Consider the following 26,567-nt stretch of genomic DNA (forward strand, 5'->3'; position numbering starts at 1 on the left):
GTTATCCTATAGTACAAAATATTGATAGCGCTTTCCTAATGCCGATCTAGCAGTTCAAGTATTAAATCCTTAGCTGTTCGTATTAGGTGGTGGTGCCATCATCGAACAGCCAGCATTTTATTAATGGCTAGTAGAAAATAACCAATTACCTTTTACACCAAGATAGCTAATTACTGAAGTTAGAAAAAGCGTCATGGTACATTGACGGGAATAAAGGGTGCTGCGGCTACTATCCTGTCGAAGGATTTGAGATATAGGAGGGAAACAAAATGGAATTTAAGACTACTGCGCATATTATTTCTCACTCCCACTGGGATCGGGAATGGTATATGCCTTTTGAAAAGCATCGGTACCACTTAGTGAAGTTGATGGATACACTTATCGATTTGTTTGAAAAGGGGGAAGATTTTCAGAGCTTTCACTTGGATGGACAAATGATTATTTTAGAAGATTATTTCCAAATTCGTCCTGATAAAAAAGAATTGATTAAGAAGCTAGTACAAGAAAAAAAGCTTCATATTGGTCCTTGGTATGTGTTACAGGACGCATTTTTAACAAGCTCGGAAGCGAATGTCAGAAATATGTTGTATGGGTTACAAGCTGCAAAGGAATACGGTGTTGTGTCAAAGGTAGGGTACTTCCCAGATACATTTGGCATTTACGGTCAAGCACCTCAATTGCTTCAGCAAGCTAATATTAAAACTGCTGCGTTTGGGAGAGGTGTAAAACCAACCGGATTTAATAATATGGTGAGCGATGCGAAAACATTTGAATCGCCATATTCAGAACTTAAGTGGAAGTCGCCAGATGGATCGGCGGTGCTTGGTGTTTTGTTTGCGAATTGGTATTCAAACGGCAATGAAGTACCAGTGGATAGAGAGAGTGCGAAAAAATATTGGGAAACAAAACTAGCTGATGCTAAGAAATATTCTTCAACACCAAATCTTCTTTTCATGAATGGTTGTGATCATCAGCCAATTCAAGTGGATATAGGAGATGCAATCAAGGTGGCTGAAGAACTTTTTCCAGATATCACGTTTGTACACTCTAATTTTGATGATTATATGGAAGTACTTCAGGAATCATTACCAGAACAACTCCAGACGATTACCGGTGAACTGCGGAATCAACGTACAGATGGGTGGTCAACTCTTGTAAATACAGCCTCTGCCCGCATCTATTTAAAGCAGATGAATCAAAAGTGTCAAACACTTTTAGAAAAAGTGGCTGAGCCACTATCCGTTTTTTCCTATTTTCTTGGTCATGAATATCCACGTGATTATTTACGATATGCATGGAAAACTTTGATGGAAAACCATCCACATGACAGTATTTGCGGTTGTAGTGTAGATGAAGTACATCGAGAAATGGTAACTCGTTTTGAGAAGGTTCAGCAGACTGCATCAACTATTATCGAGGAGAAGGCCAATGAAGTTGTATCTCATATTTCAACGAAACAAAGTGTTGTTGATGAGGATATGATTCCAGTTGTTGTTTTTAACACATCAGGAAATACACGAGATGTGGTTATCGAAAAGGAAGTTGAGCTAGAAAAAGTCTATTTTTCAGATATGCCTTTTTCAGAGATTCCAGATTTCCTTGGTTCGAAGGATTTACCTGATATTAATTTGGTTGATAAAAGTGGTAAGGTACATGTTTGTAAAACAAAGGACATTGGTACCCGTTTTGGATATGAGTTACCAGGAGATGGTTTCCGACGTCCCTATTATGCAAGAATTATCAAATTAACATTCCTAGCTCAATCTCTTCCGGGCTATGGATATAAAACATTTTATATCAAACCGGCCAAGGAAACGAAGTTGAATGAACAGCCATCGATTAATCAATGTGCTCGTGAATTGGAGAATGAATTTGTTCATTTGTTTGTTCATGAAAATGGTTCGTATACATTGACTGACAAACAGACTGGGAAAGTATTCGAAAATCTAGGAATCTATGAGAATAGCGGGGACATTGGTAACGAATATATGTTTAGGAAGCCAAATGGTGAAGTTCCACTTACAACGAAAGATTTGAAAGCGGAGATAAGAGTAGTTGAAGACCATTCATTACGTTCCGTTATAGAACTTGTTCATGAGTGGAAGATTCCAAAAGAGGCTGATGAACAATTTCAACGAGAAAAGGAACTATTAGTTTGGCATAAGGACCGGCTATCAGGTCGATCTTCTGAAAATGTAACAATTCGTTTAACTACTCATATTCAGTTAGATCAAAAAGCGAAGGGGCCTTCTGTTAAGGTTACAATTGAAAACCAAGCAAAGGATCATCGTCTACGTGTTCTTTTTCCAACTAATCTAAGTACGAATGAACACTATGCAGACAGTATTTTTGAAGTGGCAAAACGTCCTAATATACCTGAAAGAGAGTGGGACAATCCTAGTTTCGATCATCACCAACAGGCTTTTGTAAGTGTAACAGATGGAAAGCATGGGATGACAATTGCGAATAAAGGATTACATGAGTATGAAATCCTTGAGGAACAACAAACAATAGCCGTTACGATTCTCCGTTCAACTTCTGAGTTAGGGGATTGGGGTCTATTTTCAACACCAGAGGCTCAATGTATTGGAACGTACCAAGCAGAATGGATGGTTATCCCTCACAAAGGTACAGTGGTTGAGTCAGAAGTATTCAAAGAGGCGTATGACTTCCAAGTGCCTGTGATTGCTGTACAAACAGATGTACATGAAGGGTTACTTCCAACCGAAAAGACATTTTTTACTTGGGAAGGTAAATCATTAGCAATCTCTTCTATCAAATTAGCGGAGGAAAGAGATGATGTAATTGCTCGGTGGTTTAACACATCTGAAAAAGAAACAAGGGTAATTGCTCAACCAATGCAAGGTACAAATAGCTATAAGAGTACTATCGTTGAGAATGTGAAAGAGCCGTTTGAAAATACGCAAATTCAAGAAAAAGTAAAACCGTTTGAAATTATTAGCCTTGGTTGGCAAGTGAAGGAGTGAAGGTAATGAACACTGAGAAAACAATCCCACAATCACTATCTTATTTAATCGAAAAGGTGAAGAAGAATTTCCCTGAAGATAAAAAGCTTCATGAGATGTTTGAACAATGTTTTGTTAATACGTATGAAACAACACTAAAGCCACAAGAAGATGGAACAACATTTGTCATTACAGGTGATATACCAGCTATGTGGTTAAGAGATTCAGCTGCCCAAGTACGTCCATATTTACTTGCTGCTGAAAAGGACGAAGAAATGGCGAAATTAATTGAAGGTGTTGTTCGTCGTCAAATGAGCTATATCGTTCATGACCCATATGCAAATGCATTCAATGAAACCGCTAATGGAAAAGGCCATCAAGATGATAAAACTGATATGTCCCCAATGACATGGGAACGTAAATATGAAATTGACTCACTTTGCTATCCAATTCAGCTTTCTTATCTTTTGTGGAAATCAACTGGAAGAACGTCCTACTTTGATGACACATTTGTAAAAGCATTGAACAAGATTTTGCATGTCTGGAAAGTGGAACAAAATCATGAGGATGAATCACCATATAGCTTTGAAAGAATGGATGTAAGACAATCAGATACTCTGAACAGGGATGGGAAAGGATCTAAAACTGTGAGAACAGGAATGACTTGGAGTGGATTTAGACCAAGTGATGATGCTTGTTTATATGGTTATTTAGTACCTGCAAATATGTTTGCGGTAGTAGTGCTAGGTTATGCATCAGAGATTTGTAGAGAAGTTTTAAAGGATGAAAGTCTTGCAAAGCAATGTGAGCAACTAGCTTCTGAGATAAAAGCAGGAATAGAAGAATATGCAGTGTTAGAACATCCGATTTATGGAGATTTATATGTCTATGAAACGGATGGAATGGGAAGATATCATCTTATGGATGATGCGAACATCCCTAGTTTACTAGCGGCTCCCTATCTGGGCTGGTGCCAATTTGATGATAAAACCTATCAGAATACTCGCGGCTTTTTATTAAGTAGAGATAATCCTTACTTTTATGAAGGAAAAGTGGCCAATGGAATTGGGAGTCCTCATACACCCGATCATTATATATGGCATATTGCATTAGCAATTGAGGGGATGACATCTACAGATGCTTCTGATAAAAAGAGAATTTTGGAAGAGATGAAGCAATCGGATGGCGGAACTGGATTTATGCATGAGGGCTTTAATTCAGACCAACCAGAAGAATTTACGAGAGAGTGGTTCTCATGGGCGAATTCGATGTTTAGTGAATTTGTATTAAGTTTATGTGGTTTTGCAGTTAAAGGTAGTCCGCTTTATAAAAAGCTACAAGAAAACAATATCTAAGTTAAGACACAGTACCGCATCTTGGTTGTTGCAGAGGATGGATAAAATGATCTTACTAACAGGGGTGGGAATTTGTTGAAAATAAGCTATGGTCTTGTCACTGCGTTCTTAGGTTTGCTTTTAGTTTGTGTACTTCCGATTACGGGTTTTGCAAAACAGCCGGAATCATCTTATTGGTATCCTGAAACATTATTAAAGTGGAGTCCAGAAAATGATTCTGATGCTGTATATAACAAAAGTACTGTTCCATTAGCTGATAGAGAAGTTGTTTTCAATGTGAATGAAACATCTCAGTCAGAAGCTAAATTGGTTGCATTATCGGCATTAAATTCCAACACAAGCGGGGTTCCATCTCAAGGCGGAAATAAATTTTTTGCAAATACATTTAGCTACTGGCAGTACGTTGATTTAATGGTGTATTGGGCGGGTTCTGCTGGAGAAGGAATTATTACTCCTCCAAGCGCTGATGTGATTGATGCTTCTCATAAAAATGGCGTTCCAATCTTAGGTACTATTTTCTTTCCTCCAATAACGTACGGAGGACAAGCGAAATGGGTAGACCAAATGCTTACACAGCGTGAGGATGGGTCATTTCCTGCTGCTGACAAACTTTTAGAGGTTGCTAAATATTACGGATTTGACGGCTGGTTTATCAACCAAGAAACAGCAGGTGGAAATAATGAGACTGCACAAAAAACGAAAAAGTTTTTAAAATATCTACAAGGCAATAAGCAAGAAGACATGCACATTATGTGGTATGACTCAATGGTAGAAAACGGATCAATTAACTGGCAAAATCACTTAACAGATCGTAATAAAATGTTCTTACAAGATGGTAATGACAGAATTTCCGACAGTATGTTTTTAAATTTCTGGTGGACGAATCAACAATCTTCTCATGATAAGGCATTGGAAATTGGTAGAAGTCCATATGACCTATATACTGGCATTGATGTAGAAGCAAATGGAACTAAGACAAACATTCCTTGGAATGGCATTTTCCCAGAAGGACAAAAACCTTTGACTTCCTTAGGGATTTACCGTCCAGACTGGGCTTTTAAAACAACTGAAACAATGGAAGCGTTCTATCAGAAAGAACAAGAATTCTGGACTGGAAAAGCTGGGGATCCTCGCAAGACTGGTGAAAATGGAAACTGGAAAGGGATGGCTCACTATTTTACTGCAAAAACGGTAATTCAAGAGCTTCCGTTTGTAACACATTTTAATACAGGTAGTGGGAAATTCTTTGCAGTAGGTGGTTCTACACAAAGTATAAAAGAATGGAATAACCGTAGTTTACAAGATATTTTACCAACATGGCGCTGGTTAAAGGATAGCAAAGGGGAGCCTCTAAATGTTGATTTCGATTGGGATACAGCATTTTACGGTGGTAGCTCTTTGAAGGTTTCTGGTAACCTAACGAAAAAAAATGCGACACATGTGAAGCTTTATAAAACGAATCTACCAGTTGAAAAGGATACTGAGATTTCTGTAACTTACAAAACTGATGTGAAAAAGCCTAACATGAAGCTTGGTGTAAGCTTTGTGGATCAACCCGATGATTTTGTGTTTTTTGATGTGAAGAAAAAGAGTCGAGATCAATGGATGGAAGAAACATTTAAATTAAACAAATATAAGGGAAAAAAAATTGCAACTATTTCTCTATTCTTCGAGAGTGATGATGCAATAAAAGATTATCAAATCAACATCGGAGAAATTAAAGTTACAAATAAACATAACGATAAAGAGGTCCCAGCTATATCAACGAAAGCTAAGGTGAAAAATCCAACTTTCTTGAAGGGACTATATGCTGATTTAGATTTATCATGGGAGTCAGTGGAAGGTGATATTCAGCATTATGAAATTTATCGCGACCTTCCTAAAGGTAAAAAAGAATTTATCGGAGCAGTTCCAAACGATGCATACTACATTTCGAATTTACGAAGAAGTGGTAAGGAAACAGCAACTACCCTAGAAATCGTAGCTGTAACTACTGATTTTGTTCGAGGTAAAGCTGCGAAGGTAATGTTTAAATGGCCTGCATACCCACAACCAAAGGCAGACTTTAGCGTAAGTCAAACAGTCGCAGCACCAGGTGAAGAAATCCAATTTTTCAACAATTCATCTGAAGCGACAGAAGAAGTTGAATGGCAGATTGAAGGTGGTACACCTTTAGTAAGTACTGAGAAAAATCCAGTTGTAAGGTATGAAGAAGAAGGAGTGTACTCAGTTACCCTAATCGCTAAAAATAGCGAAGGGGAGGATGTCCTTACAAAAGAGGGATTTATTACAATTTCAAAGGATGCAAAAAACATTACTAACGTTGCACTGGACAAAACTGCAACTGCTAGTGGACAATGCGCCCCTTCTGAAGGACCAAAGTACGCGATTGATGGAATCGTGACGAATAATAGTAAATGGTGTGCAATTGGTGCAAATCATTGGTTAGAAGTCGATTTCGGTGAGGCGTTTCATCTATCAAAGTTTGTTGTCAAACATGCTGAAGCGGGTGGAGAGCCAGCCGCCTTTAATACGAGGGCATTCACGATCGAGGTAAGTCTTGACGGTGAAAATTGGACGAACGCAGTAACTGTCACAAATAATACAGATGCTATCTCAGAACATGCCATTACAACGACAGAAGCTCGATATATTCGCTTTTCTGTCCAACAACCAACTCAAGGTGGAGATCAAGCAATTAGAATATTTGAAGTCGAAGCATATGGATATTAAGTAATATGATAATCGGAAAGGGGTTTTTCCCCCTTTCCTTTTATCATATTGGTAGGGGATGAAAAACATGGGGAGAATGTTACAAGAAGTAAGTGAATGGATCGTTAGGTTAGTATGGACGAATATTCTTTGGTTTGTATTTATTGTAGCTGGATTAGGTGTTTTTGGGATTATGCCGGCGACTGTTGCTTTATTTGCTGTTACACGAAAGTGGAAGATGAAGGACCTGGATGTTTCCTTATTGAAAACATTTAAAGAAACCTTTAAAAAAGAGTTTGTCCGTTCAAATTGTATTGGGCTGATTTATGCAGTAATTGGCTTTTTTTTATATGTCGATTTAAGAATTGCTGAAAGCATGGAAGGAACGTTTTCCGTTATTCTTTATGTCTTTATTAGCTTTATCATTCTTTTATATTTGAATGCTATTGTTCACTTTTTCCCTCTGTATGTACATTATCATTACTCAATAAAGGATTACATAAAACAATCATTTATTATTTCACTTATTAGTCCTTTTTCTACATTAATGATTTGTATTGGTTTGTTTTTTATTGGCTATTTAATCACGAATATGCCGGGACTTATACCATTTATTTCAGGTGTACTACCTGCATATTGGATTATGAATGTTTGTATAAAAAGGTTTAAAACTCTAGAACAACAGCAATCACAAGTAAATGAACATATGAAGATCGAGGAAAGTATAAATTAATATAAAAATGGGGGATTTATATGTTTTTAGTAGAAAGAAAGCTAGAAGCAAGAATACAAGAATTGGCGCAGTACCGCTATCGTGATGGAATTGAGATTGGTCAGTTTAGTACGATTGAGGATGAGGGTGTAGTAGGCACATATCCTCCTATAGAAAAGGGTGAATCGACTTTAAAACTAAGAGACCAATGGACGGGGCGAGACCGGTATCTTTGGCTACATGCAGATGTTCAACTTCCGACGGAATGGGCAAATAGAAAAGTAGTTGGTTTATTTGACTTTGGACGTACAGGCGGAGGAAATAATTCTGGATTTGAATCATTATTATTCTTAAATGGGAATCCATACCAAGGTGTTGATTCTAACCATCAGGAAGTATTTTTTCCACCAACCGAAATAGGAAACACTGTTCAATTAGATTTCAGACTTTGGTCTGGACTTGAAGGTGGTGGAGAGCCAAAGGAGCAAATTTATACACTTGAGATGGCCCAATTGGCTTGGTTAGACGAGGCTGTAGATGATTTATATTATACATCCCTAGCAGCGTGGCAAACAATTAAAGAACTTGGTGATGACCGACCAGAAAAACATGCAATTATAAAAGCGTTGAATCAAGCTTTTATGAAAATAAATTGGAGTAAACCAGGTAATGAAGCATTTTTTAGTAGTTGTGAGATTGCTAGTGTGGAATTAAATAAAAGTCTTAACGAAATCGAAAAACATCATCCTGTGACCATTCATTGTGTTGGTCATACACATATTGATGTTGCATGGCTATGGCGTTTAAAACATACACGTGAAAAGGCTGCTCGATCTTTTTCTACTGTTTTAAGATTAATGGAACAATATCCTGAATATTATTTTCTCCAAACACAGCCACAGTTATATGAATATATTAAAGAAGACTACCCAGAAATCTATGAAAATATTAAAAAGCGTGTAAAAGAAGGTCGTTGGGAAACTGAGGGTGCAATGTGGTTAGAAGCAGATTGTAATATTCCAAGCGGGGAATCACTAGTGAGACAAATTTTGTACGGGAAGGAATTCTTTAAAAGGGAATTTGAGGTAGATTGCAAGTATCTATGGCTGCCAGATGTATTTGGGTATTGCTGGGCACTTCCACAAATTTTGAAAAAGTCAGGAATCGATACATTTATGACCACTAAAATAAGTTGGAATCAGTACAATCGTATGCCAAATGATACTTTTAAATGGCGTGGAATTGATGGGACAGAAATCCTAACTCATTTTGTAACCACTCCTGAACCTTGGAATTCGGAAGATTCATGGTTTTATACATATAATGGGCTGATTACCGCAAAGACTGTAAACGGTACATGGAATTCATACCGGAATAAAGATGTTAACCAAGATTTACTTCTTTCCTATGGGTATGGTGATGGGGGTGGAGGAGTCAATCGAGAGATGATAGAGCTTCGTCGCAGATTTGAGAATATGCCAGGACTGCCAAAAGTAAAAACGACAAAAGCTGGAGAGTACTTCCAAAAGTTACACGAAAATATTGAGAATTCAAATGAGTATGTCCACACTTGGGACGGTGAATTGTACCTTGAATACCACAGGGGGACCTATACAAGTCAAGCATATACAAAACGAATGAATCGTAAACTCGAGTTGAGTTATAGGGAGTCGGAATGGTTGTCTGTGTGGAACTCTCTAATGTCTTCATGGGCGAAATATCCTAAGCAACAGCTTGATGAAGGTTGGAAGATTATTTTGCGAAATCAATTCCATGATATTATTCCTGGTTCATCCATTAAGGAAGTATATGAAGATGCAAAAGTGGAATATAAACAAGCAGAAGATATACAACTCGAAATTGATCAGAATAATTTCAATGAGTTTATTGAACCTAAGCATGGAACGTATACAGTCTTCAATGCAACTAGTTGGCAAGATCAACAAAGTGTATTCATCCCATACGATCAAACGAATGATGTGGTTGGAGGATGGACATCAGGTTCAGGTGAAATTCTAAATAGCCAACGAACTGAAAATGGTTGGTTAGTTGAATTAGAGGAGACCAAACAATTTGGTGCAGTAGAAATTCAATTCAAACAAGATCCTATGGTAGAAAACAAAACACCATTTCTTATTAAGGGAATGTTGTTAGAAACACCTTTTTATCAAGTTGAATGGAATAACTCCCTGCAACTGACTCGTATATTTGATAAGGAAGCTAGGCGTGAAGTAATAGCACAACAGGAAAAAGGAAACACCATTCAAATTTTTGAAGATAAACCATTAGCACACGATGCGTGGGATATTGATTTGTATTACCAAGAAAAAATGGAGGAAATCCGTGATGTAGTATCAAGTGAAGTTGTTGAAAATGGTCCGCTTCGTATTGTCATCCGGACGAAATGGAAGTATCAAAATTCTTTGGTTGAACAAGATATGATTTTCTATGCTCAAAATAGACGTATTGATTTTAAAACAAAAGTGGATTGGCATGAGCAACGTAAGTTAATGAAGGTAGCATTCCCAGTTGATATTCGTTCTACCGAAGCAACTTATGATATTCAATTTGGTAATGTTAAGAGACCGACACATTGGAATACGAGCTGGGATATGGCACGATTTGAAACAGTTGGACATCAGTGGGCAGACCTTTCTGAAACAGGGTACGGAGTGAGTTTGTTAAATGATTGCAAATACGGGTATGACATTAAAGACCAAACGATTCGCTTATCCTTGCTAAAAGCAGCAATCTACCCTGATCCAACCGCAGATCAAGGAGAACACGAGTTTACGTATTCACTGCTACCTCATCAGGGAGATTGGAGAGTTGGGCAAACAGTAAAGCAAGCTTGGTTTTTAAATAATCAATTGAAAGTAGTAAAAGGTGGATTTTCACCAGAAGAAAGCTCGTTTATGAATCTGAATAACGATCATGTTAAGGTCGATGCGATAAAGAAAAAAGAGGGTGATGACGCAGTAATTATTCGCCTTCATGAGTATGAAGGGCGACGCGGAAATGTCTTGATTGAATTCCCAAGAAACGTTAAAGAATGGTATGAAACAAACTTGATGGAACAAGTTGATAGCAAGAAACAAACCGAACAAATCGACTTAGAAATAAAACCGTATGAAATTAAAACAATACTAGTCTATTTTCATGATGAAATAAGATAATACATTATAAACTATTTATCCCACTGTCGGGCAGTGAATCAACTTCACTTTCCGGCAGGAAATACAGTAAAATAGTAGTTGAGTTAGTAAATCTGCAGGGAAGGATATAAGGGATGTTCTTGAGTTAGTAAGTCATCATGGGAGGATATAAAGGATGTTCTTGAGTAATATAATAAGGCGGCGGCTAACGAATAAGGTGTTTAGCAAAATTTTAATCACTTATTCCGTAACAATCCTTCTTACAATGTTTCTATTACTACTTGTATTATCACGCTATTATACAGAAGTTATTATTCAGAAAGAAATGGACGCAAGTACAGAAACACTAGAAAGGGTCGAATCTTATCTCCAGCAAAAAGATGAGCATGTACAATATGTTATGCAAGAATTATATTTAAAAACAGATCTGATTTATAATGATATTGCATTTGCATTGCAGCATGATTATGATTCATATCTTGCGTATCGACTAGATAAGTACAGTGAAAACTCTTCATTTATTCCGAACAACCTTAATACATTTTTCCAAGCGTATTTTAGTCAAGACCCTGATATCAATGCAGTGCGTTTAAAAAGTGCAAGCCCCGGTACAGAGTATGAATATATAAATAGCCACTATAGATGGAATAAATATATGGATAGGAGAGAGCAAAAGAAAGGGACTCAGGAAGATATAGCTGTTCATCCTCAAGACTTGCAACTTAAGCAAGTTGAGTGGGAGCAAGAAAGGAGTATCTTCAACAATATTCAAATATCTCGTTCCATTAATGATCCTGCGACCCTTAAGAAATTAGGGGATCTGACGGTTTTTTATGATACAGCGGGAATTCAAGATTTGATTCGTTTGAGGAAATCCCAATTTAAAGGAACAGTCCATATTTTTCAACGTAATGGGGATTATCTTTACTCGTCAGACGATGGTACCATTCCAGTACCATTGAAAGATATATCATTTGAAACGAGCTTTAAGAAAATAAAGTGGAAGGGAAAAAACTACTATATTAATACATTGGCTGATGACCACAGGGGCTACTTATATGTAGGTTTCATGCCTGAGGATGATATTAAGAAAATAACGATTGTTCATAGGTATATGTTATTATCTACAGTTTTACTTTCCTGTATAGCAATTGCTGTAACCTATTTTGCGATGAGATCTTATTCTAGAAGAATTAATAAAATAGAAACTGCCATTCACGAAGTTCGAGATGGAAACTTGCAAATTAGAATACCTGATAGTAGAGAAAAAGACGAGTTAACAGCCATATCAGAAAGTTTCAATGATATGTTAGATGATCTAAACATGTATATTAAAGATGTATATGTTTTAAATATCCGCCAAAGAGAGGCTGAAATGAAAGCGCTTCAGTCACAAATTCAGCCGCATTTTCTATATAATACATTGGAAGCTATTCGCATGAAAGCTATAGCTGACGGATCTAAACCAACTAGTAATATGATTTATAGTTTAGGACAATTATTTCGTTATTCTTTAAGTAGTAAAGAAATCGTTCAAATTTCTGATGAAATCCAACATGTTAAGGAGTATATAGGTCTAAATCAGATTAGATATTCTAACCGCTTACACGTAACGTACGAGATTCCAGAAAATTGTTTAGACGAAAAAATTCTCAAATTTACCCTTCAACCCCTTATTGAAAATTATTTGATTCATGGCTTCCGAAAAGAAACAAATAATAATGAATTACTAATAAAAGTTCAAAGAATTCATCGGGAAATAGAAATAATAATAAAAGACAATGGGAGAGGTATTCCAATAGATAAACTATTGGCTATTCAAACTAAATTATTAGAAGGAACTACCACCTCTGAGGGCTCAATCGGGCTGAGTAATGTTCATCAAAGAATACAATTAAAATACGGACAAAATTATGGAATTCAGATTAGTAGTAATGAAGGAGAAGAAACTATTGTAGAAGTTAGAATTCCAGCAGCTAGGAGGGAACAGATATAACATGTATAACGTATTTTTAGTAGATGATGAACCATTTATTATTGAAGGCATGAGAGCATTGGTACCTTGGGAAGATTATGGACTAAAAGTTGTTGGTGAAGCTTCTAATGGTAGTGAGGCTATTAAAAAGTTAGAAACGTGTCATGTTGATATATTATTAACTGATATAATGATGCCCATAATGGATGGATTAGAGTTAATTAGTACGTTGAAAGAACGTCATCCTAATACAAAATATATCGTTTTATCTGGATACGAAGAATTTGAATATGTGAAAAAGGGTATGAAGCTAGGAATCGAAAATTATCTTTTAAAGCCTGTCAATGAGCAAGAACTCATTTCAACATTGGAAAATAGTATAGAGAAACTTGAGAAATCTACAAATAATGAGGAAGCCTATACTATTTTAAGAGATAATACGATTTGGCGATGTCTTAATCAAGACATCGATGCAAAAGAATGGCGTGAAAGAGTAGAGTTGTATAGTTTGGAGTTCGATGGTCAGAATCTAGCTGTTGTTTTAATGCAAATATCAGATGGCGAACATGAAAACTCTTCCTTTTTTAGAAAAAGAGTAGAGGAGTTATTTCAGTCTGTCTGTATTATTAATCCAGATGGCGAACTTATCCTTTTAGTTTCGTTTAATTGTGAAGATGGCCTTAAGAAAAAACTAGATGAATTGAACATGCTATTTGCTGGATATGTTTCTGGAAAGTATCATATTAATGTTGGATCATTTGTTTGCTCCACAAGTGAATTGTATAAGAGCTATCAACGTGCAAAAGAGTTATCTAGCTATCGATTAGTACTCAAAGAAAGTGGACTCATAACAGATGAATTAACAAAGCAGTATACGCAAGCAAGCCTTTCTACTTCGAATGAATTGGATGATCTAAAGAGATATATTGTTGGCTCAGAACAGGAAAAGGCGTTTTTGTGGATCAAAGGTGCCTTCGATGAGATTAATAAATCTACTAAAAAGGTTGCTCCAACTATTATTAGAGGGTTCGCTATTGAAATAGTTACGTCTATCCAAAAAGATGTATCGTCACATGCAAATGATCAAACAGTAGGTATTGTAAAGCGAATCTTAGAGGCCTATTCAATTGGAATTTTAGTTGACATTCTTATTGATTTTATCGAAGGAATTTTTAGAACATTGGAACAAAAGCCGGAGCATCGAAGTCCTATTATTCAAAGCGTGGTGCAATATATTCAAGAACATTTTTATGAGGAACTTTCTTTGAAAACATTAAGCTATAAATTTCATATAAATTCGATTTACTTAGGACAACTTTTCCAGAAAGAAACTGGCTTAGTTTTCTCTGAGTATATTAATCATTTAAGACTCGAAAAAGCAAAGCAATTGTTGAGAGGGACACATTTAAAGGCTGGAATAATTGGAAAACAAGTTGGCTATTCGGATTCTGCTTATTTTTATAAACAGTTTAAGAAGGCGGTGGGGATTACACCATCAGCATGGAGAACAATGAATATCAAATCTTGATATCCCGTTATTCGGGATTTTTTTTGTTTTGAGGAGCGTCTCTGATCCTAAAAGAATCAAAAAATGATGAAAAATGCTGTATTAACTATCGAATGTTTAATAAGTACAGTAAATCTTAATATTGTTAACTTTATACATTTTTGACTTTTTCTTAATATAGAGATGTAAGGGTTTTCAATATAAGGGAGGAGGGGCTTTGTGAATCGTATCAAGAGTTTTTTCCAAGATGTTTATAAGAATCGTGTGTGGCTCCTCATGGTTTTACCAGGAACCATTTGGCTATTGTTATTTTCATATCTTCCGATGTTTGGAACTGTCATTGCCTTTAAAAATTTCCGATATGATCCGAATGGTTTTTTTGCAAGTATCCTAAATAGTGAGTGGGTTGCCTTTGAAAACTTCAAGTTTTTATTTAATACAAATGACGCCTGGATCATTACAAGAAATACGGTTCTATATAATTTAGTCTTTATCGTTGTTGGGCTTATATTAGCAGTGTTTGTGGCAATTGTTCTAAGTGAGCTCGCAAATAAGAGATTGTCTAAAATTTACCAAACAGGAATGCTGTTTCCACACTTTTTATCATGGGTTGTTGTTAGTTATTTCGTATTCACGTTTCTAAGCGTGGATAGAGGTCTACTTAATAATATACTTCTATGGTTTGGAGTAGAAGACCCTATATCGTGGTATAACGAAGCAAAATATTGGCCTGTTATTATCGTTCTAACAAGTATGTGGAAGGGCGTTGGTTATGGAAGTATTGTTTATTTAGCAGCTATAGTTGGGATTGATAAAAACTATTACGAAGCCGCTATGATAGATGGTGCAAATAAGTGGCAACAAATTCGTAATATTACGATTCCGATGATAACACCGCTCATTGTTATTTTAACCATTTTAAACGTTGGTAGAATTTTTAGTGCAGACTTTGGTCTGTTTTTTCAGGTTCCTCGTGATTCAGGTCCGTTATATTCAGTAACAAACGTTATAGATACTTATGTATACCGAGGGATAACGACAATGGGGGACATTAGTATGAGTACTGCCGCTGGTCTTTACCAATCAATTGTTGGATTTGCATTAGTAATGCTGACAAATTATCTTGTTCAGAAGGTTGATAAAGAATATGCCCTATTTTAAAAAAACGAGAGAGAAAGGAGGGTGGCCGCAGTTTTGTGGCAAAATACAATGATAACAAATCAAAATAGCTCTCAACCTACTCCATTAAATAAAGGGAATGCTCAAAACCAAGTGAATCAACCAAACAAAAAAAGTAAGCGTAAGAAAAAGTACACACCACATGGTCTAAGTGGGTTTCCTAATCTTTTAATGAACATTTTGTTAGGGTCATTTTCTATAATGTGTATCTTTCCATTTCTATATGTAATCGTCATCTCTTTAACTGATGAGAAAACCTTAGCGCGAAATGGATATCAGCTTCTACCTGAAATATGGAGTTTTGAAGCATATCGATACTTGTGGCAAATGAAGGATCAATTACTTCAATCTTATACTATAACGATTGTAGTAACGGTGCTTGGTACACTTGTCAGTGTAATAATGATTTCTTTATATGCCTACGCTATTTCTAGAAAGCAATTCAAATATCGCGGTTTCTTTACTTTTATTGCATTCTTTACAATGCTTTTTAGTGGAGGACTAATTCCTTTCTATATAGTAGCAACACAGTTTTTACATCTACGTAACTCTATTTGGGCATTGATATTACCACTTGCAATGAATGCATTCTACATTCTAATTATGAGAACCTTTTTCCAAAGGTCTGTACCTGAATCCATTTTAGAATCGGCTAGAATTGATGGAGCAAGTGAATTACGAATCTTTGTCAAAATTGTTGCTCCACTTTCATTACCAGGTCTTGCAACTATTGCCCTTTTTAGTACATTGGGTTACTGGAATGATTGGTTTAATGCACTGTTGTTCATTGATGAACCGCACTTGGTGCCACTGCAATCAATGCTGATGAAAATTGAAAACAACATAGAATTTTTAAGGCAAAATTCGTTAGCAGGCGGTATACAAAATGATTTATTAAGTGCAATACCTCAAGATGCTGCAAAAATGGCAATGGTTGTTATTTCAACTTTGCCAATAGCAATTGCATATCCATTTTTCCAAAAATACTTTGTTAGTGGATTGACAATCGGTGGGGTTAAGGAATAATTGCTTTTTGAAATAAACAAATAAAAGGGGGGAGTTAAAATGAATAAGAAGTTAGCTATTATTCTAGTACTCTTATTAAGTTTATCTACATTTTTAGCTGCATGTAGTGGAGGGAATTCAGATAAAACGAGCGGAAGTAAAGCTGGTGAAGAAAAACCTTATGAAATTACGTGGTACACGATTGGGACACCTCAAAAAGATGTCGATAAAGTAATGGAGGAAGTAAGTAAATACACGAAAGAGAAAATTAACGCAACCGTTAAAATGAGACAAATTGACTGGGGCGATTATGATCAAAAAATGCAAGTTATGATTGCTTCAGGTGAATCATTTGATATTGCCTATACTGCAGGTGGAAACTATGTGTTAAATGCACAAAAAGGAGCATTTAAAGACCTAAATGAACTTCTTGACACACATGGAAAAGAATTAAAAGCAACAATTGATCCAGCGTACTTAGAAGGGGCTAAAATTGATGGAAAGCTTTACGGTATTCCTTCTAACAAAGAAGTAGGTCAGCAAAGTGTGTACGTATTTAATAAGGATATAGTCGATAAATACAATATGGATATTTCAAGCATTAACTCTTTAGAAGACTTGAAACCTTTATTGCAGACAGTTAAAGAAAATGAGCCAGACTTTACACCAATTGCAACTTTCAAACCGTATTTACCATTTGATTATGTATTAGAAGATGAATTGCCGTTTGCGTTTCCTCTAGAAGGAGATAAAGGAAAGGTAGTTAATATCTTTGAATCAGATATTATGATGGAAACGTTAAAAACAATGCACGAATTCTATAAAGCTGGTTATATAAAAGCGGATGCAGCAACAAGTACAGATCCATGGCCGTTAGAGGTACAAAACTGGTTCGTACGTAAAGAAATGTACCAGCCATATGCGGAATTAATATGGTCTCGTTCTGCAGGTTATAATGTAGCCGTTCAACCAATGCATGATCCGATTACATTTAACAACTCTGTAACAGGGGCTATTCAAGCTATCTCAGCAACTTCCAAACATCCAGAGAAGGCTATGGCGTTCTTAAATCTATTAAATACAGATCCATACCTTCGTAATTTAATTGATAGAGGTATTGAAGGTGTGCATTATGAAGAGGTCGATAACGGTAAAATTAAAGACCTTCCAGCTCGTGTAGAAAGCTACAACATGCCAAGTTACTCTCTAGGAAACCATTTCATTCTTAAGTTATATGAAAATGATCCTGAAGATAAATGGGATGCGTTCAAAAAATTCAATGATGCTTCTGTTCAAGCACCAACCTTAGGTTTCTATTTTGATACAAATCCTGTTCGTACAGAGATCGCAGCAATTGCAAACGTTGCGAATGAATATGCACCTCCGCTATTAACTGGCAGTGTTGACCCTGAGGAATATCTACCAAAGGCTAATAAGAAGTTTAAAGAAGCTGGATTAGATAAAGTGCTTGCAGAAATTCAAAAACAATATGATGAGTGGAAGAAAAATAACTAATAGATCTCATTCAGGAGGCAAAGTCGGAAACTTAATTTTCCGACTGCTTTCTTTTAAGGGAAGGCAGGATTGAAAATGAGTACAGAAGTAGAAAAGAATATTTACATGTTTCCGAAAGACTTTTGGTGGGGATCTGCATCATCTGCAACACAAATGGAAGGATTTTCAGGGGCAGATGGTAAAGGGAAGAATATATGGGACTACTGGTATGAAACAGAACCGAATCGTTTTTACCAGGGTATTGGACCTAATAACACTTCACTGTTTTATACGAATTTTATTGACGATATTCAGCTCATGAAAGAAACGGGACATAACAGTTTTCGATTTTCTATCTCGTGGTCCCGCATGTTTCCAAAGGGGCGTGGAGAAATAAATCCAAAGGCGATTGACTTTTATAATACCGTCATTAACACCTTACTAGAAAATGAGATTGAGCCTTTTGTGAATCTCTATCATTTTGACATGCCTATGGCTATGCAAGAAGAGGGTGGTTGGGAAAGCCGCTCAGTAGTTGATGCGTATGTGGAATATGCGTCTACTTGTTTTGAGAACTTTGGAGACCGTGTGATGAAATGGTTCACACATAATGAGCCAATCGTACCTGTTGAATGCGGTTATTTATATGGACATCATTATCCAGCATTTTGTGATTTTGGAAAGGCTGTTCAAGTTGGGTTCCATTCTGTATTAGCCTCCGCAAAAGCAATTAAGGCATACCATGATAAAGAGCTAGGAGGAAAAATTGGAATTATACTGAATGTTACTCCCTCGTATCCAAGGAGTAATCACCCTGCTGACTTAGATGCTGCTGAAAAAGCGGATTTGCTATTTAACCGTTCCTTTCTAGATCCATCAGTCAAAGGCACTTTTCCTGAGAAACTAATTGACATGTTGCGGGTAGAAAACTTTTTACCTAAGTATTTAACTGAAGATTTGGATATTATTCGTGAAAATACAGTTGACCTTTTAGGGATTAATTACTACCAACCACGAAGAGTTAAGGCGAAGGAAAACATCCCAAATCCAAATGCTCTATTCATGCCAGAACGGTACTTTGATAATTATGACATGCCAGGGAAAAAGGTGAACCCATACAGAGGCTGGGAGATTTATGAAAAGGGTGTCTACGATATTTTAAAAAACATCCAAGAAAACTATGGGAATATTGAATGTTTAATATCGGAAAGCGGTATGGGAGTTGAAGCAGAAGAACGCTTTAAGGATGAGAGTGGAATGATTCAGGATGATTATCGAATTACCTTTTACGAAGATCATTTAAAGTGGATACATAAAGCACTAAACGAAGGTGCCAATGTAAAAGGGTATCATGTATGGACATTTATGGATAACTGGTCATGGTTAAATTCATATAAGAACCGATACGGACTAGTAGAAGTAGATTTAAATAGAAACTTCAAGCGCACAATCAAGAAATCAGGTAAATGGTTCAAAGAATTATCTGAAAACAACGGTTTTTGATTATTAGAAGAGCGCTACTAAGCATTTGTTCTATCAGAATATCACGAAGGAAGTGAAGGGAATGGACAAGTATCTTCTTGGCATTGATTTGGGTGGAACAAACTTGAGAATTGCCGTTGTAACATTGGAAGGCAAACTTATAGAAGAGGTCAATGTAAAAACGGAAAGTGACAAAGGACCACATCATGTCATCGATAACATGATTAAAATATGCGAGGGGCTGTTACAGAAAAGAAAAATTGAAGCAATAGGAATCGGAGCTCCGGGTCCTTTAGATTCAAAGCAAGGTATTATTTTAAGCCCTCCCAATTTACCTGGGTGGGATGAGGTTCCTTTAGCTCTAATGTTAGAAAAAGCTTTAGAGAAAAAAGTAGTGCTCGATAATGATGCCAACGCAGCTGCTTTAGCGGAAGCAACGATTGGGGCAGGCAAAGGAAAAGAATCTGTTTTTTATATGACGATCAGTACAGGAATCGGCGGAGGATATGTATATCGCAATCAGTTAATTCAAGGTGCTAATTTCTGTGCGGGGGAAGTTGGCAACATGATGGTTAATCGAGATGGTCCAACGCATTATATTCTGAATATTGGCTCTTTGGAATCTTTGGCAAGCGGTACAGCTGTGCATCGTCTCGGAAAAGAAAAGTTAGGTATAACAGGACATGCGGGAGAAGTGTTTACTTTGGCGATGAACGGCCAGCAAGAAGCGGAAGCGATAGTTGATACCATGCTAACTTATTTGGCAAAAGGAATCTCCAATATTGTTCATACAATTGACCCGCACATGATTGTGTTAGGCGGGGGGGTCATGCAATCAAGAGAGTATATAATGCCGATTCTTCTTGAAAAAGTAAATGATTACTTATATCCACAGTTACGTAATAGGGTACAAATTGAATGTGCCTCGTTAGGAACAAAAGCTGGTGTTATCGGCGCGGCTCTGTTGACACAGCAAGCATAGTTCCAGTAAGTGAAGGGGATGACAATGAAAGCTTACATGGTGTTTGATTTTGGCGGAACTTATATAAAGTATGCGGTAATGGATGACAAATCAAAGAAACTGGAATGCGGGAAGATTCCAACTCCTAAAGAAGGATTAGATATATTTTTAGATCACATTACCGAAATAGTTAAACATTATTCGGAGTCATTTGAAATTCAAGGTATCGCTTTAAGTTCGCCCGGTGCCGTAGACGTGGAAACAGGGTTTATTGGCGGGGCAAGTGCAATTCCCTTTATACATGGAGTAAACATGACAAGCTTACTAAAGGAACGAACAGGTCTGGAGGTGTCAGTTGAAAATGATGCAAACTGCGCGGCTTTGGCAGAAGGCTGGTTAGGTGCAGCGAAGGAAACTGATTTCTACATTTGTATTGTAATTGGTACAGGAATTGGCGGGGGAATTGTGATTAACCAATCTATTTTACGTGGAGCTACCCTTCACGGAGGTGAGTTTGGGTACATGATAATGGGAGAATCATGTAAGAGCCCTCTACAATCAACTTGGAGCAAAGTTGCATCGACAAATTCACTTGTAGAAGAAGTCGAAATGAGAAAATCTCTAGTAAGGGGAACGTTGGACGGAGAAGAAATATTTCGATTGGCGGAAGCAGGAGACTCCATTGCGAATGAATGCATTGCCAACCTATATAAGAAGCTGGGAATAGGAATCTATAATTTGAAGTATGTACTAGATCCTAACAAGATCCTAATTGGCGGGGGAATCAGCAAGCGACCGGATGTAATTGAAGGCATAAATAATGAATTGGCACAATTGAAGGATGATATCTCTACATTGGATATTACGGTTGAAGCTTGTAAATTTGATAACGATGCAAACTTAATTGGAGCCTTATTTCATTTCTTGAATCGGGAATAGGGAGTATTTTACAAAAATGATATCCTCTTTTACTTATACTAATAAAGAAAGGAATAGAAAAATGAATGATACACCATTATTTTTAAAACCGGTTTTTCAAGAACGTATTTGGGGTGGAACAGCTCTTTATGACCGTTTTGGCTATGAAATCCCATCAGCAATTACAGGAGAATGCTGGGCAATTTCTGCCCATCCAAACGGCCTGAGTCTTATTGAAAATGGTAAGTTTCAAGGTAAATCATTAAAAGAAGTATGGGAAAATCACCATGAGTTGTTTGGAAACTATAAGAGTGAGAAATTTCCGCTTCTTATAAAGATTTTGGATGCGAATGAAGAATTGTCTGTACAAGTACATCCAAATGATGATTATGCCAACGAGCATGAAAATGGCGAGTACGGTAAAACGGAATGTTGGTACATCATTGATTGTGATCAAGATGCTGAATTAGTGTTTGGACATCATGCTAAAACAAAAGAAGAAGTACGAGAAATGATTCAAAGTGGAAATTGGGAGAGGTTTTTACGTAAAGTTACCATTAGACCTGGTGATTTTTTCTACGTACCAAGTGGAACCGTTCATGCCTTATGTAATGGGACGTTGGTGTTAGAAACACAACAAAGCTCAGATACAACATACCGAGTTTATGATTATGACCGTATAGATAATCAAGGGAGTAAACGTGAGCTGCATTTAGAAAAAGCAATGGGCGTCATTAATGCACCTCATATTGATACCAATATCGCTCCTAAAATAGAAAAGCGAGAAGGTGTAGAAGTTACAAAGTTTGTACAAAATCACTTTTTCTCTGTTAATAAATGGGATGTGAATGGAGAAGCGACATTTCAGCAAAATCAAGCGTTTATGCTTGTAAGCATCATCGATGGGGAAGGAAGATTGTTGAAAGGCAGTGAAGGTTACACAATAAGAAAAGGAGCTCATTTTATTTTGCCGTATAAATATGGTGAATTTATCTTAAAGGGGAATATGAAGCTTATTGTATCACACCCTTAGACCTCATCCGGCTCTGTTGCGGAAAACGATTAATAGAAACATAGATTCACTTTGCACCACGTTCCAGCTTTAAAAAGAGACGTAAGTTTTACCATCTATCTTTTTATTGGTTTCTGTCATACACGGAAAAAAGAATTGCAGAGAGCTGTGTGAGTATGAAAAATTCAAATTTCTTCTGCTATCTTGCTTGCATCTGTGTCCTTCTTTTAAGCGGCTGCTGGAATCAACATTATTTAAAAGATACCGACGGAAAAATATTAAATTATCCGAACTTCTAACGGATGAAGTTAATGATGCAATTAAATAAATCTGAAAATTCTGACATTGTGCAAGTTGGGATACATATAATGGCTTTACATCATGATGCTTGGGTGGGATAATATTCCAATGTTAACTTTAATGTAAAAGTAAATGCTGGATTTTTCAAACATAGAATTACTTATTAACCAGTTGAAGATCCTTTAAGAATACAAAGCTATTGTTAGGTAGTGGAAAGCATGAATGAAGTACAGGGGACTTATAAAAGAGTTTTAGCGACGCTAGCAGTGAGCGACCCGCGGTGGCAAGGATAGCCTCGAGAAGCAACCCGAGAAGCAAGTTACCCAAGTTACCGGAGGATAGTTATACTTCATATAGAAGAAGGAGAACGCCAATTGAAAGACATGGCTGGATTAATAGAAAGGTCGATCTCTGTCTCTATTGCGTTGCCTCATATTCTTCCTATATTAATCGCTGAATTTTTGAAACTTAACCCTAATGTACATATTAGCCAGTATTTGGCTTCATCCACTGGGATGAAAAAACAACTAGAGAATGTCGAAGTCGACCTTTGTATTTCAATGAGTCCTATTTATGGAGACGACATTGAATGGATGCCCTTATTAGAAGAAGAGATTTTTTTATCGGTACCACCAAGCCACCACTTAGCAAAGCAAAAATCCATTGCTCTTCAGGAAGCAGCAAATGAGGCCTTCATCAGCAGAACGTCAGGGTACGGATTCCGGGACGTTACGGATAAGTATTGCAGGGAAGCGGGCTTTGAACCTTACACCCCAATTGAACTAGAAGAAGCAGGAGCAATACTCCGACTTGTAGAAATGGGAATGGGTGTTTCGTTCACGCCTCAATTGTCTTTATTACGCCAATCAATGCAGAAACCGTTCAGATTCCAATCACCTATCCGAATTGCAAACGAACGATTGGGATAGCATGGAAAAAAACTCACTATCTCTCTCAAGCTGCAATAGATTTCCGGGAATTCACCTTTGGCTTTTTTAAACATGAAGTAAGTAAATATTTCTATCTATAAAGTCTTAATAAAAATAAGGTGGCAGGCATTACATCCAAGACGGTGTTGCCTGCCTTTTTCAACATGGATGGTAGAGGATTGCCTCCTTAATCTAAGGGGAGTCTTATTACATGCTTCTTTTAAACAAAAGAACGTAAAAATAAGGTCTGAGGTACAAGTCGTCCACTTCAGTCTTCAAATGTTAATTTTGATATTATTGGCGTTTATAAACATATCTAAAACTATCCTCATTAATTATTGCCAACTGTATAAATGAATGGTTCATGATAGAACGCAAAAACTACATATTACTTGGGAAATAATTTGGGAAATGGGGTCTGACCCCGGAGGTGATATGATGGCTGTGATTTTAGGTTTACAGGAGATGCAAAGGGAGAGGCAGTTGAAGTTTGAGCGAAGGTTACTTAGGGAACTTTCAATCGAGGATATGAAGGTGAGGATTCAGCGTTACTTTGGACAGGATTTCATGGAGGTGTTGGAGGAAGGCTATTTTGATGTTGCCATTGAGGCCTATTTATTGGGAGCTAACTATAGTAAGTTTGGCTATTATGGTGAGTCGGAGGATGATGTAAGGGCTCGGTGCTGGAGGGAAGAGAAATTTTTGATTGATACCCTTTTTAATTTTATTTTGTATTGGCGGGAAGTAACGGCAAATAACGCTTTCAATGAAGGTTTGTTTTATTGCTGTGAAGGGTTTGTAGGTGAATGGTGGATGGACGGCTTTAAGACGGGTGAAAAGCGATATAAAATGAAGTTGCACTAAGAAGGAGTGAAGTATCCATTCTTTGTTCTAATTCCATGGTTTGTCCCATACTTTTAGATATAGGGACTTGTGGAAGGAGAACGTTCATGCGTAGTAAGCTAAAATATACAGGAATCGCGATGGGATTGTTTATCCTTTTTTTAATTGTAACTTTCAAATTTGTTGAAGATGATTCTTGGGACTCCTGGAACCTTCCCTTGGCAGGTAAGGTAATCGTTTTGGATGCTGGACATGGAGGAATGGATGGCGGGGCAAATGTGCAAAAGGTAATGGAAAAAGAAATTGCCCTTTCTGTTTCGTTAAAGGTTAGGGACTATTTACAGGAACAGGGTGCCCTTGTCATTATGACTCGTGAGAAAGATGAAGATCTGGCACAGGGGGATACAAAAGGGATCCGTCAGCGAAAACAGGAAGACCTGCGAAATCGGGTTGAAATGATTAATGATTCAGAAGCGGATTTATTTTTAAGTATTCATTTAAATTCTTTTCCGTCAGCATCATCAAAAGGTGCTCAAACATTTTATACGAAAAGGTTTGAGGAAAATGAACAGGTGGCAAAGTTTATTCAGACTGAAATCATAAGAAACCTAGAAAATACAAAGCGAGATGCAAAAACGATTAATAATGTGTATTTGATGAATTATACGAAGAAACCAGGGGCGCTTGTTGAAATTGGCTTTCTTTCTAATACGGAGGAAAGGGAACGCCTTATCAGTGATGGGTATCAAGAAAAGATTGCAAGTTCGATTTATATGGGGATTTTACGGTATTTCACAGAGGAAAAACTTTCAGATGAAGAGTGATTCTCTAGTTCGGGTCTTGTATGGTACAAGGCCTTTTTATTATTGAGATAAAAGTCATGTGCTCATTTAAAGGGCAGATAATAAGCTTTATTTAAGTGATATGGTATACTTAAATGGGAAAATAAAACGAATTCAAAGGGGTGCTCGACTTGTTAACTGAAGAGAAAGTACTGAATTTATTAAAGGATCTTAAAGACCCTTTTCTACATAAAAGCCTTGAAGAAACAAATGGAATCATTGAAGTGAAAATAAAGCCTGAAAAAAATCATGTAAGCGTTAAGCTTGCCATTGCAAAAACAGGGACTGCCGAGCAAATGCAAATGCAAACAGAAGTGGTAAACTTGCTGAAAGAAGGCGGGGCAGAATCTGTAGGGATTCGTTTCACAGAACTTTCTGAAGAAGAGTTATCCAAGCATCGTGAAAATATACCACAGGATGAAGTGGATCAAGGTTTACTTGGACCGAATAGCAAGACGCAATTTATTGCGATTGCTAGTGGTAAAGGCGGAGTTGGTAAATCAACGATTTCAGTGAACTTTGCTACTTCACTTGCACGACTTGGTAAAAAGGTTGGACTTGTGGACGCTGATATTTATGGTTTTAGCGTACCAGATATGATGGGGATTACAAAAAGGCCGGTGGTGCGTGGGGAGAAAATTATTCCTGTGGAACGTTTTGGTGTTCAGGTTATCTCAATGGGATTCTTTGTAGAAGATAACGCGCCTATTATCTGGAGAGGGCCAATGCTAGGAAAGATGCTGAACAGTTTCTTTAACGAGGTAGAATGGGGAGAGTTAGATTATTTAGTCCTTGATTTACCACCGGGTACAGGCGATGTTGCGTTGGACGTGCATACAATGCTACCTTCATGTAAGGAAATTATCGTAACGACACCGCATCCAACTGCAGCCTTTGTTGCAGCAAGAGCGGGCGCGATGGCCATCAAGACTGAACATGAAGTCATTGGTGTCATTGAAAACATGTCGTTCTTCGAGAGTAAAACGACAGGTGAAAAAGAATATGTATTCGGTAAAGGCGGCGGTGCGAAGCTTGCAGATGAACTACGTACAGAAGTCTTAGGGCAGCTTCCTTTGCAACAGCCAGATTGGAACGAAGAAGATTTTGCACCTTCTATTTACGCAGCAGACCATAGATTAGGCAGAATTTATGAAGATATTGCTAAAAAAGTCATTGAAAAGTTGCAATAAAAATAAAGGCTGATTCCAATTGGAATCAGC

Annotated in this window: 18 protein-coding genes; all 18 read left to right on the forward strand. The window is 37.1% G+C overall.

The genetic code is table 11. The features are described from left to right. Positions 1-269 precede the first annotated feature (269 nt). Positions 270-2,987, forward strand: coding sequence for an alpha-mannosidase (locus JFV29_RS28910; protein WP_201188208.1), 2,718 nt, complete (start codon positions 270-272; stop codon positions 2,985-2,987). Between the two features lie 5 nt (positions 2,988-2,992). Then, positions 2,993-4,321: a glycoside hydrolase family 125 protein gene (locus JFV29_RS28915; RefSeq protein ID WP_201188210.1), complete on the forward strand. Its 1,329-nt coding sequence runs from the start codon at positions 2,993-2,995 to the stop codon at positions 4,319-4,321. A gap of 75 nt (positions 4,322-4,396) precedes the next feature. Next, positions 4,397-7,054, forward strand: coding sequence for an endo-beta-N-acetylglucosaminidase (locus JFV29_RS28920; RefSeq protein WP_207205217.1), 2,658 nt, complete (start codon positions 4,397-4,399; stop codon positions 7,052-7,054). Positions 7,055-7,121: 67 nt separating this feature from the next. Then, positions 7,122-7,766: a YesL family protein gene (locus tag JFV29_RS28925; RefSeq protein WP_201188212.1), complete on the forward strand. Its 645-nt coding sequence runs from the start codon at positions 7,122-7,124 to the stop codon at positions 7,764-7,766. Positions 7,767-7,786: 20 nt separating this feature from the next. Further along, positions 7,787-10,921, forward strand: a complete 3,135-nt coding sequence (locus JFV29_RS28930; protein WP_201188214.1) for an alpha-mannosidase — start codon at positions 7,787-7,789, stop codon at positions 10,919-10,921. Between the two features lie 304 nt (positions 10,922-11,225). Next, entirely contained in the window at positions 11,226-12,896 is a 1,671-nt protein-coding gene (locus tag JFV29_RS28935; protein ID WP_201188215.1) for a sensor histidine kinase, read from the forward strand. Position 12,897: 1 nt separating this feature from the next. Beyond that, complete coding sequence (locus tag JFV29_RS28940) at positions 12,898-14,403, forward strand: response regulator transcription factor (RefSeq protein WP_201188217.1); 1,506 nt, start codon at positions 12,898-12,900, stop codon at positions 14,401-14,403. A gap of 255 nt (positions 14,404-14,658) precedes the next feature. After that, on the forward strand, positions 14,659-15,543 hold the full coding sequence (locus JFV29_RS28945; RefSeq protein ID WP_053349096.1) for an ABC transporter permease: 885 nt from the start codon (positions 14,659-14,661) through the stop codon (positions 15,541-15,543). Between the two features lie 189 nt (positions 15,544-15,732). Then, positions 15,733-16,587: a carbohydrate ABC transporter permease gene (locus tag JFV29_RS28950; RefSeq protein WP_053349095.1), complete on the forward strand. Its 855-nt coding sequence runs from the start codon at positions 15,733-15,735 to the stop codon at positions 16,585-16,587. 39 nt (positions 16,588-16,626) lie between these two features. Continuing rightward, positions 16,627-18,081 carry an ABC transporter substrate-binding protein gene (locus JFV29_RS28955; RefSeq protein ID WP_201188219.1) on the forward strand — a complete coding sequence of 485 codons (1,455 nt, stop codon included), beginning with the start codon at positions 16,627-16,629 and terminating at the stop codon, positions 18,079-18,081. 75 nt (positions 18,082-18,156) lie between these two features. Next, entirely contained in the window at positions 18,157-19,563 is a 1,407-nt protein-coding gene (locus JFV29_RS28960; RefSeq protein WP_201188221.1) for a glycoside hydrolase family 1 protein, read from the forward strand. A gap of 61 nt (positions 19,564-19,624) precedes the next feature. After that, positions 19,625-20,524, forward strand: coding sequence for an ROK family protein (locus tag JFV29_RS28965; RefSeq protein ID WP_201188223.1), 900 nt, complete (start codon positions 19,625-19,627; stop codon positions 20,522-20,524). Between the two features lie 24 nt (positions 20,525-20,548). Next, on the forward strand, positions 20,549-21,442 hold the full coding sequence (locus JFV29_RS28970) for an ROK family protein (protein ID WP_201188225.1): 894 nt from the start codon (positions 20,549-20,551) through the stop codon (positions 21,440-21,442). A 61-nt stretch (positions 21,443-21,503) separates the two neighbouring features. Continuing rightward, the gene (gene manA, locus JFV29_RS28975; RefSeq protein WP_201188226.1) at positions 21,504-22,454 is read left to right on the forward strand and encodes a mannose-6-phosphate isomerase, class I; all 951 of its coding nucleotides are present in this window, start codon (positions 21,504-21,506) and stop codon (positions 22,452-22,454) included. Positions 22,455-23,116: 662 nt separating this feature from the next. Beyond that, positions 23,117-23,662 (forward strand): LysR substrate-binding domain-containing protein, encoded by a 546-nt coding sequence (locus tag JFV29_RS28980; protein ID WP_242486997.1) that lies wholly within the window; start codon positions 23,117-23,119, stop codon positions 23,660-23,662. 438 nt (positions 23,663-24,100) lie between these two features. Continuing rightward, positions 24,101-24,526 (forward strand): DUF2521 family protein, encoded by a 426-nt coding sequence (locus JFV29_RS28985; protein ID WP_201188230.1) that lies wholly within the window; start codon positions 24,101-24,103, stop codon positions 24,524-24,526. Between the two features lie 86 nt (positions 24,527-24,612). Then, positions 24,613-25,329, forward strand: coding sequence for an N-acetylmuramoyl-L-alanine amidase CwlD (gene cwlD, locus JFV29_RS28990; protein ID WP_201188232.1), 717 nt, complete (start codon positions 24,613-24,615; stop codon positions 25,327-25,329). 149 nt (positions 25,330-25,478) lie between these two features. Next, positions 25,479-26,537, forward strand: a complete 1,059-nt coding sequence (locus JFV29_RS28995) for an Mrp/NBP35 family ATP-binding protein (RefSeq protein ID WP_201188234.1) — start codon at positions 25,479-25,481, stop codon at positions 26,535-26,537. Positions 26,538-26,567 lie beyond the last annotated feature (30 nt).

The sequence above is a fragment of the Peribacillus sp. TH16 genome, assembly GCF_016651095.1.
Taxonomy (GTDB): Bacteria; Bacillota; Bacilli; order Bacillales; family DSM-1321; genus Peribacillus; species Peribacillus butanolivorans.

Excerpts from the sequence above, each read along its gene's own strand:
- JFV29_RS28910 (WP_201188208.1), top strand. The coding sequence starts at position 270 with ATGGAATTTAAGACTACTGCGCATATTATTTCTCACTCCCACTGGGAT.
- JFV29_RS28915 (WP_201188210.1), top strand. The coding sequence starts at position 2,993 with ATGAACACTGAGAAAACAATCCCACAATCACTATCTTATTTAATCGAA.
- JFV29_RS28925 (WP_201188212.1), top strand. The coding sequence starts at position 7,122 with ATGGGGAGAATGTTACAAGAAGTAAGTGAATGGATCGTTAGGTTAGTA.
- JFV29_RS28930 (WP_201188214.1), top strand. The coding sequence starts at position 7,787 with ATGTTTTTAGTAGAAAGAAAGCTAGAAGCAAGAATACAAGAATTGGCG.
- JFV29_RS28935 (WP_201188215.1), top strand. The coding sequence starts at position 11,226 with ATGGACGCAAGTACAGAAACACTAGAAAGGGTCGAATCTTATCTCCAG.
- JFV29_RS28940 (WP_201188217.1), top strand. The coding sequence starts at position 12,898 with ATGTATAACGTATTTTTAGTAGATGATGAACCATTTATTATTGAAGGC.
- JFV29_RS28945 (WP_053349096.1), top strand. The coding sequence starts at position 14,659 with ATGGTTTTACCAGGAACCATTTGGCTATTGTTATTTTCATATCTTCCG.
- JFV29_RS28950 (WP_053349095.1), top strand. The coding sequence starts at position 15,733 with ATGAACATTTTGTTAGGGTCATTTTCTATAATGTGTATCTTTCCATTT.
- JFV29_RS28955 (WP_201188219.1), top strand. The coding sequence starts at position 16,627 with ATGAATAAGAAGTTAGCTATTATTCTAGTACTCTTATTAAGTTTATCT.
- JFV29_RS28960 (WP_201188221.1), top strand. The coding sequence starts at position 18,157 with ATGAGTACAGAAGTAGAAAAGAATATTTACATGTTTCCGAAAGACTTT.
- JFV29_RS28965 (WP_201188223.1), top strand. The coding sequence starts at position 19,625 with ATGGACAAGTATCTTCTTGGCATTGATTTGGGTGGAACAAACTTGAGA.
- JFV29_RS28970 (WP_201188225.1), top strand. The coding sequence starts at position 20,549 with ATGAAAGCTTACATGGTGTTTGATTTTGGCGGAACTTATATAAAGTAT.
- manA (WP_201188226.1), top strand. The coding sequence starts at position 21,504 with ATGAATGATACACCATTATTTTTAAAACCGGTTTTTCAAGAACGTATT.
- JFV29_RS28980 (WP_242486997.1), top strand. The coding sequence starts at position 23,117 with ATGGCTGGATTAATAGAAAGGTCGATCTCTGTCTCTATTGCGTTGCCT.
- JFV29_RS28985 (WP_201188230.1), top strand. The coding sequence starts at position 24,101 with ATGGCTGTGATTTTAGGTTTACAGGAGATGCAAAGGGAGAGGCAGTTG.
- cwlD (WP_201188232.1), top strand. The coding sequence starts at position 24,613 with ATGCGTAGTAAGCTAAAATATACAGGAATCGCGATGGGATTGTTTATC.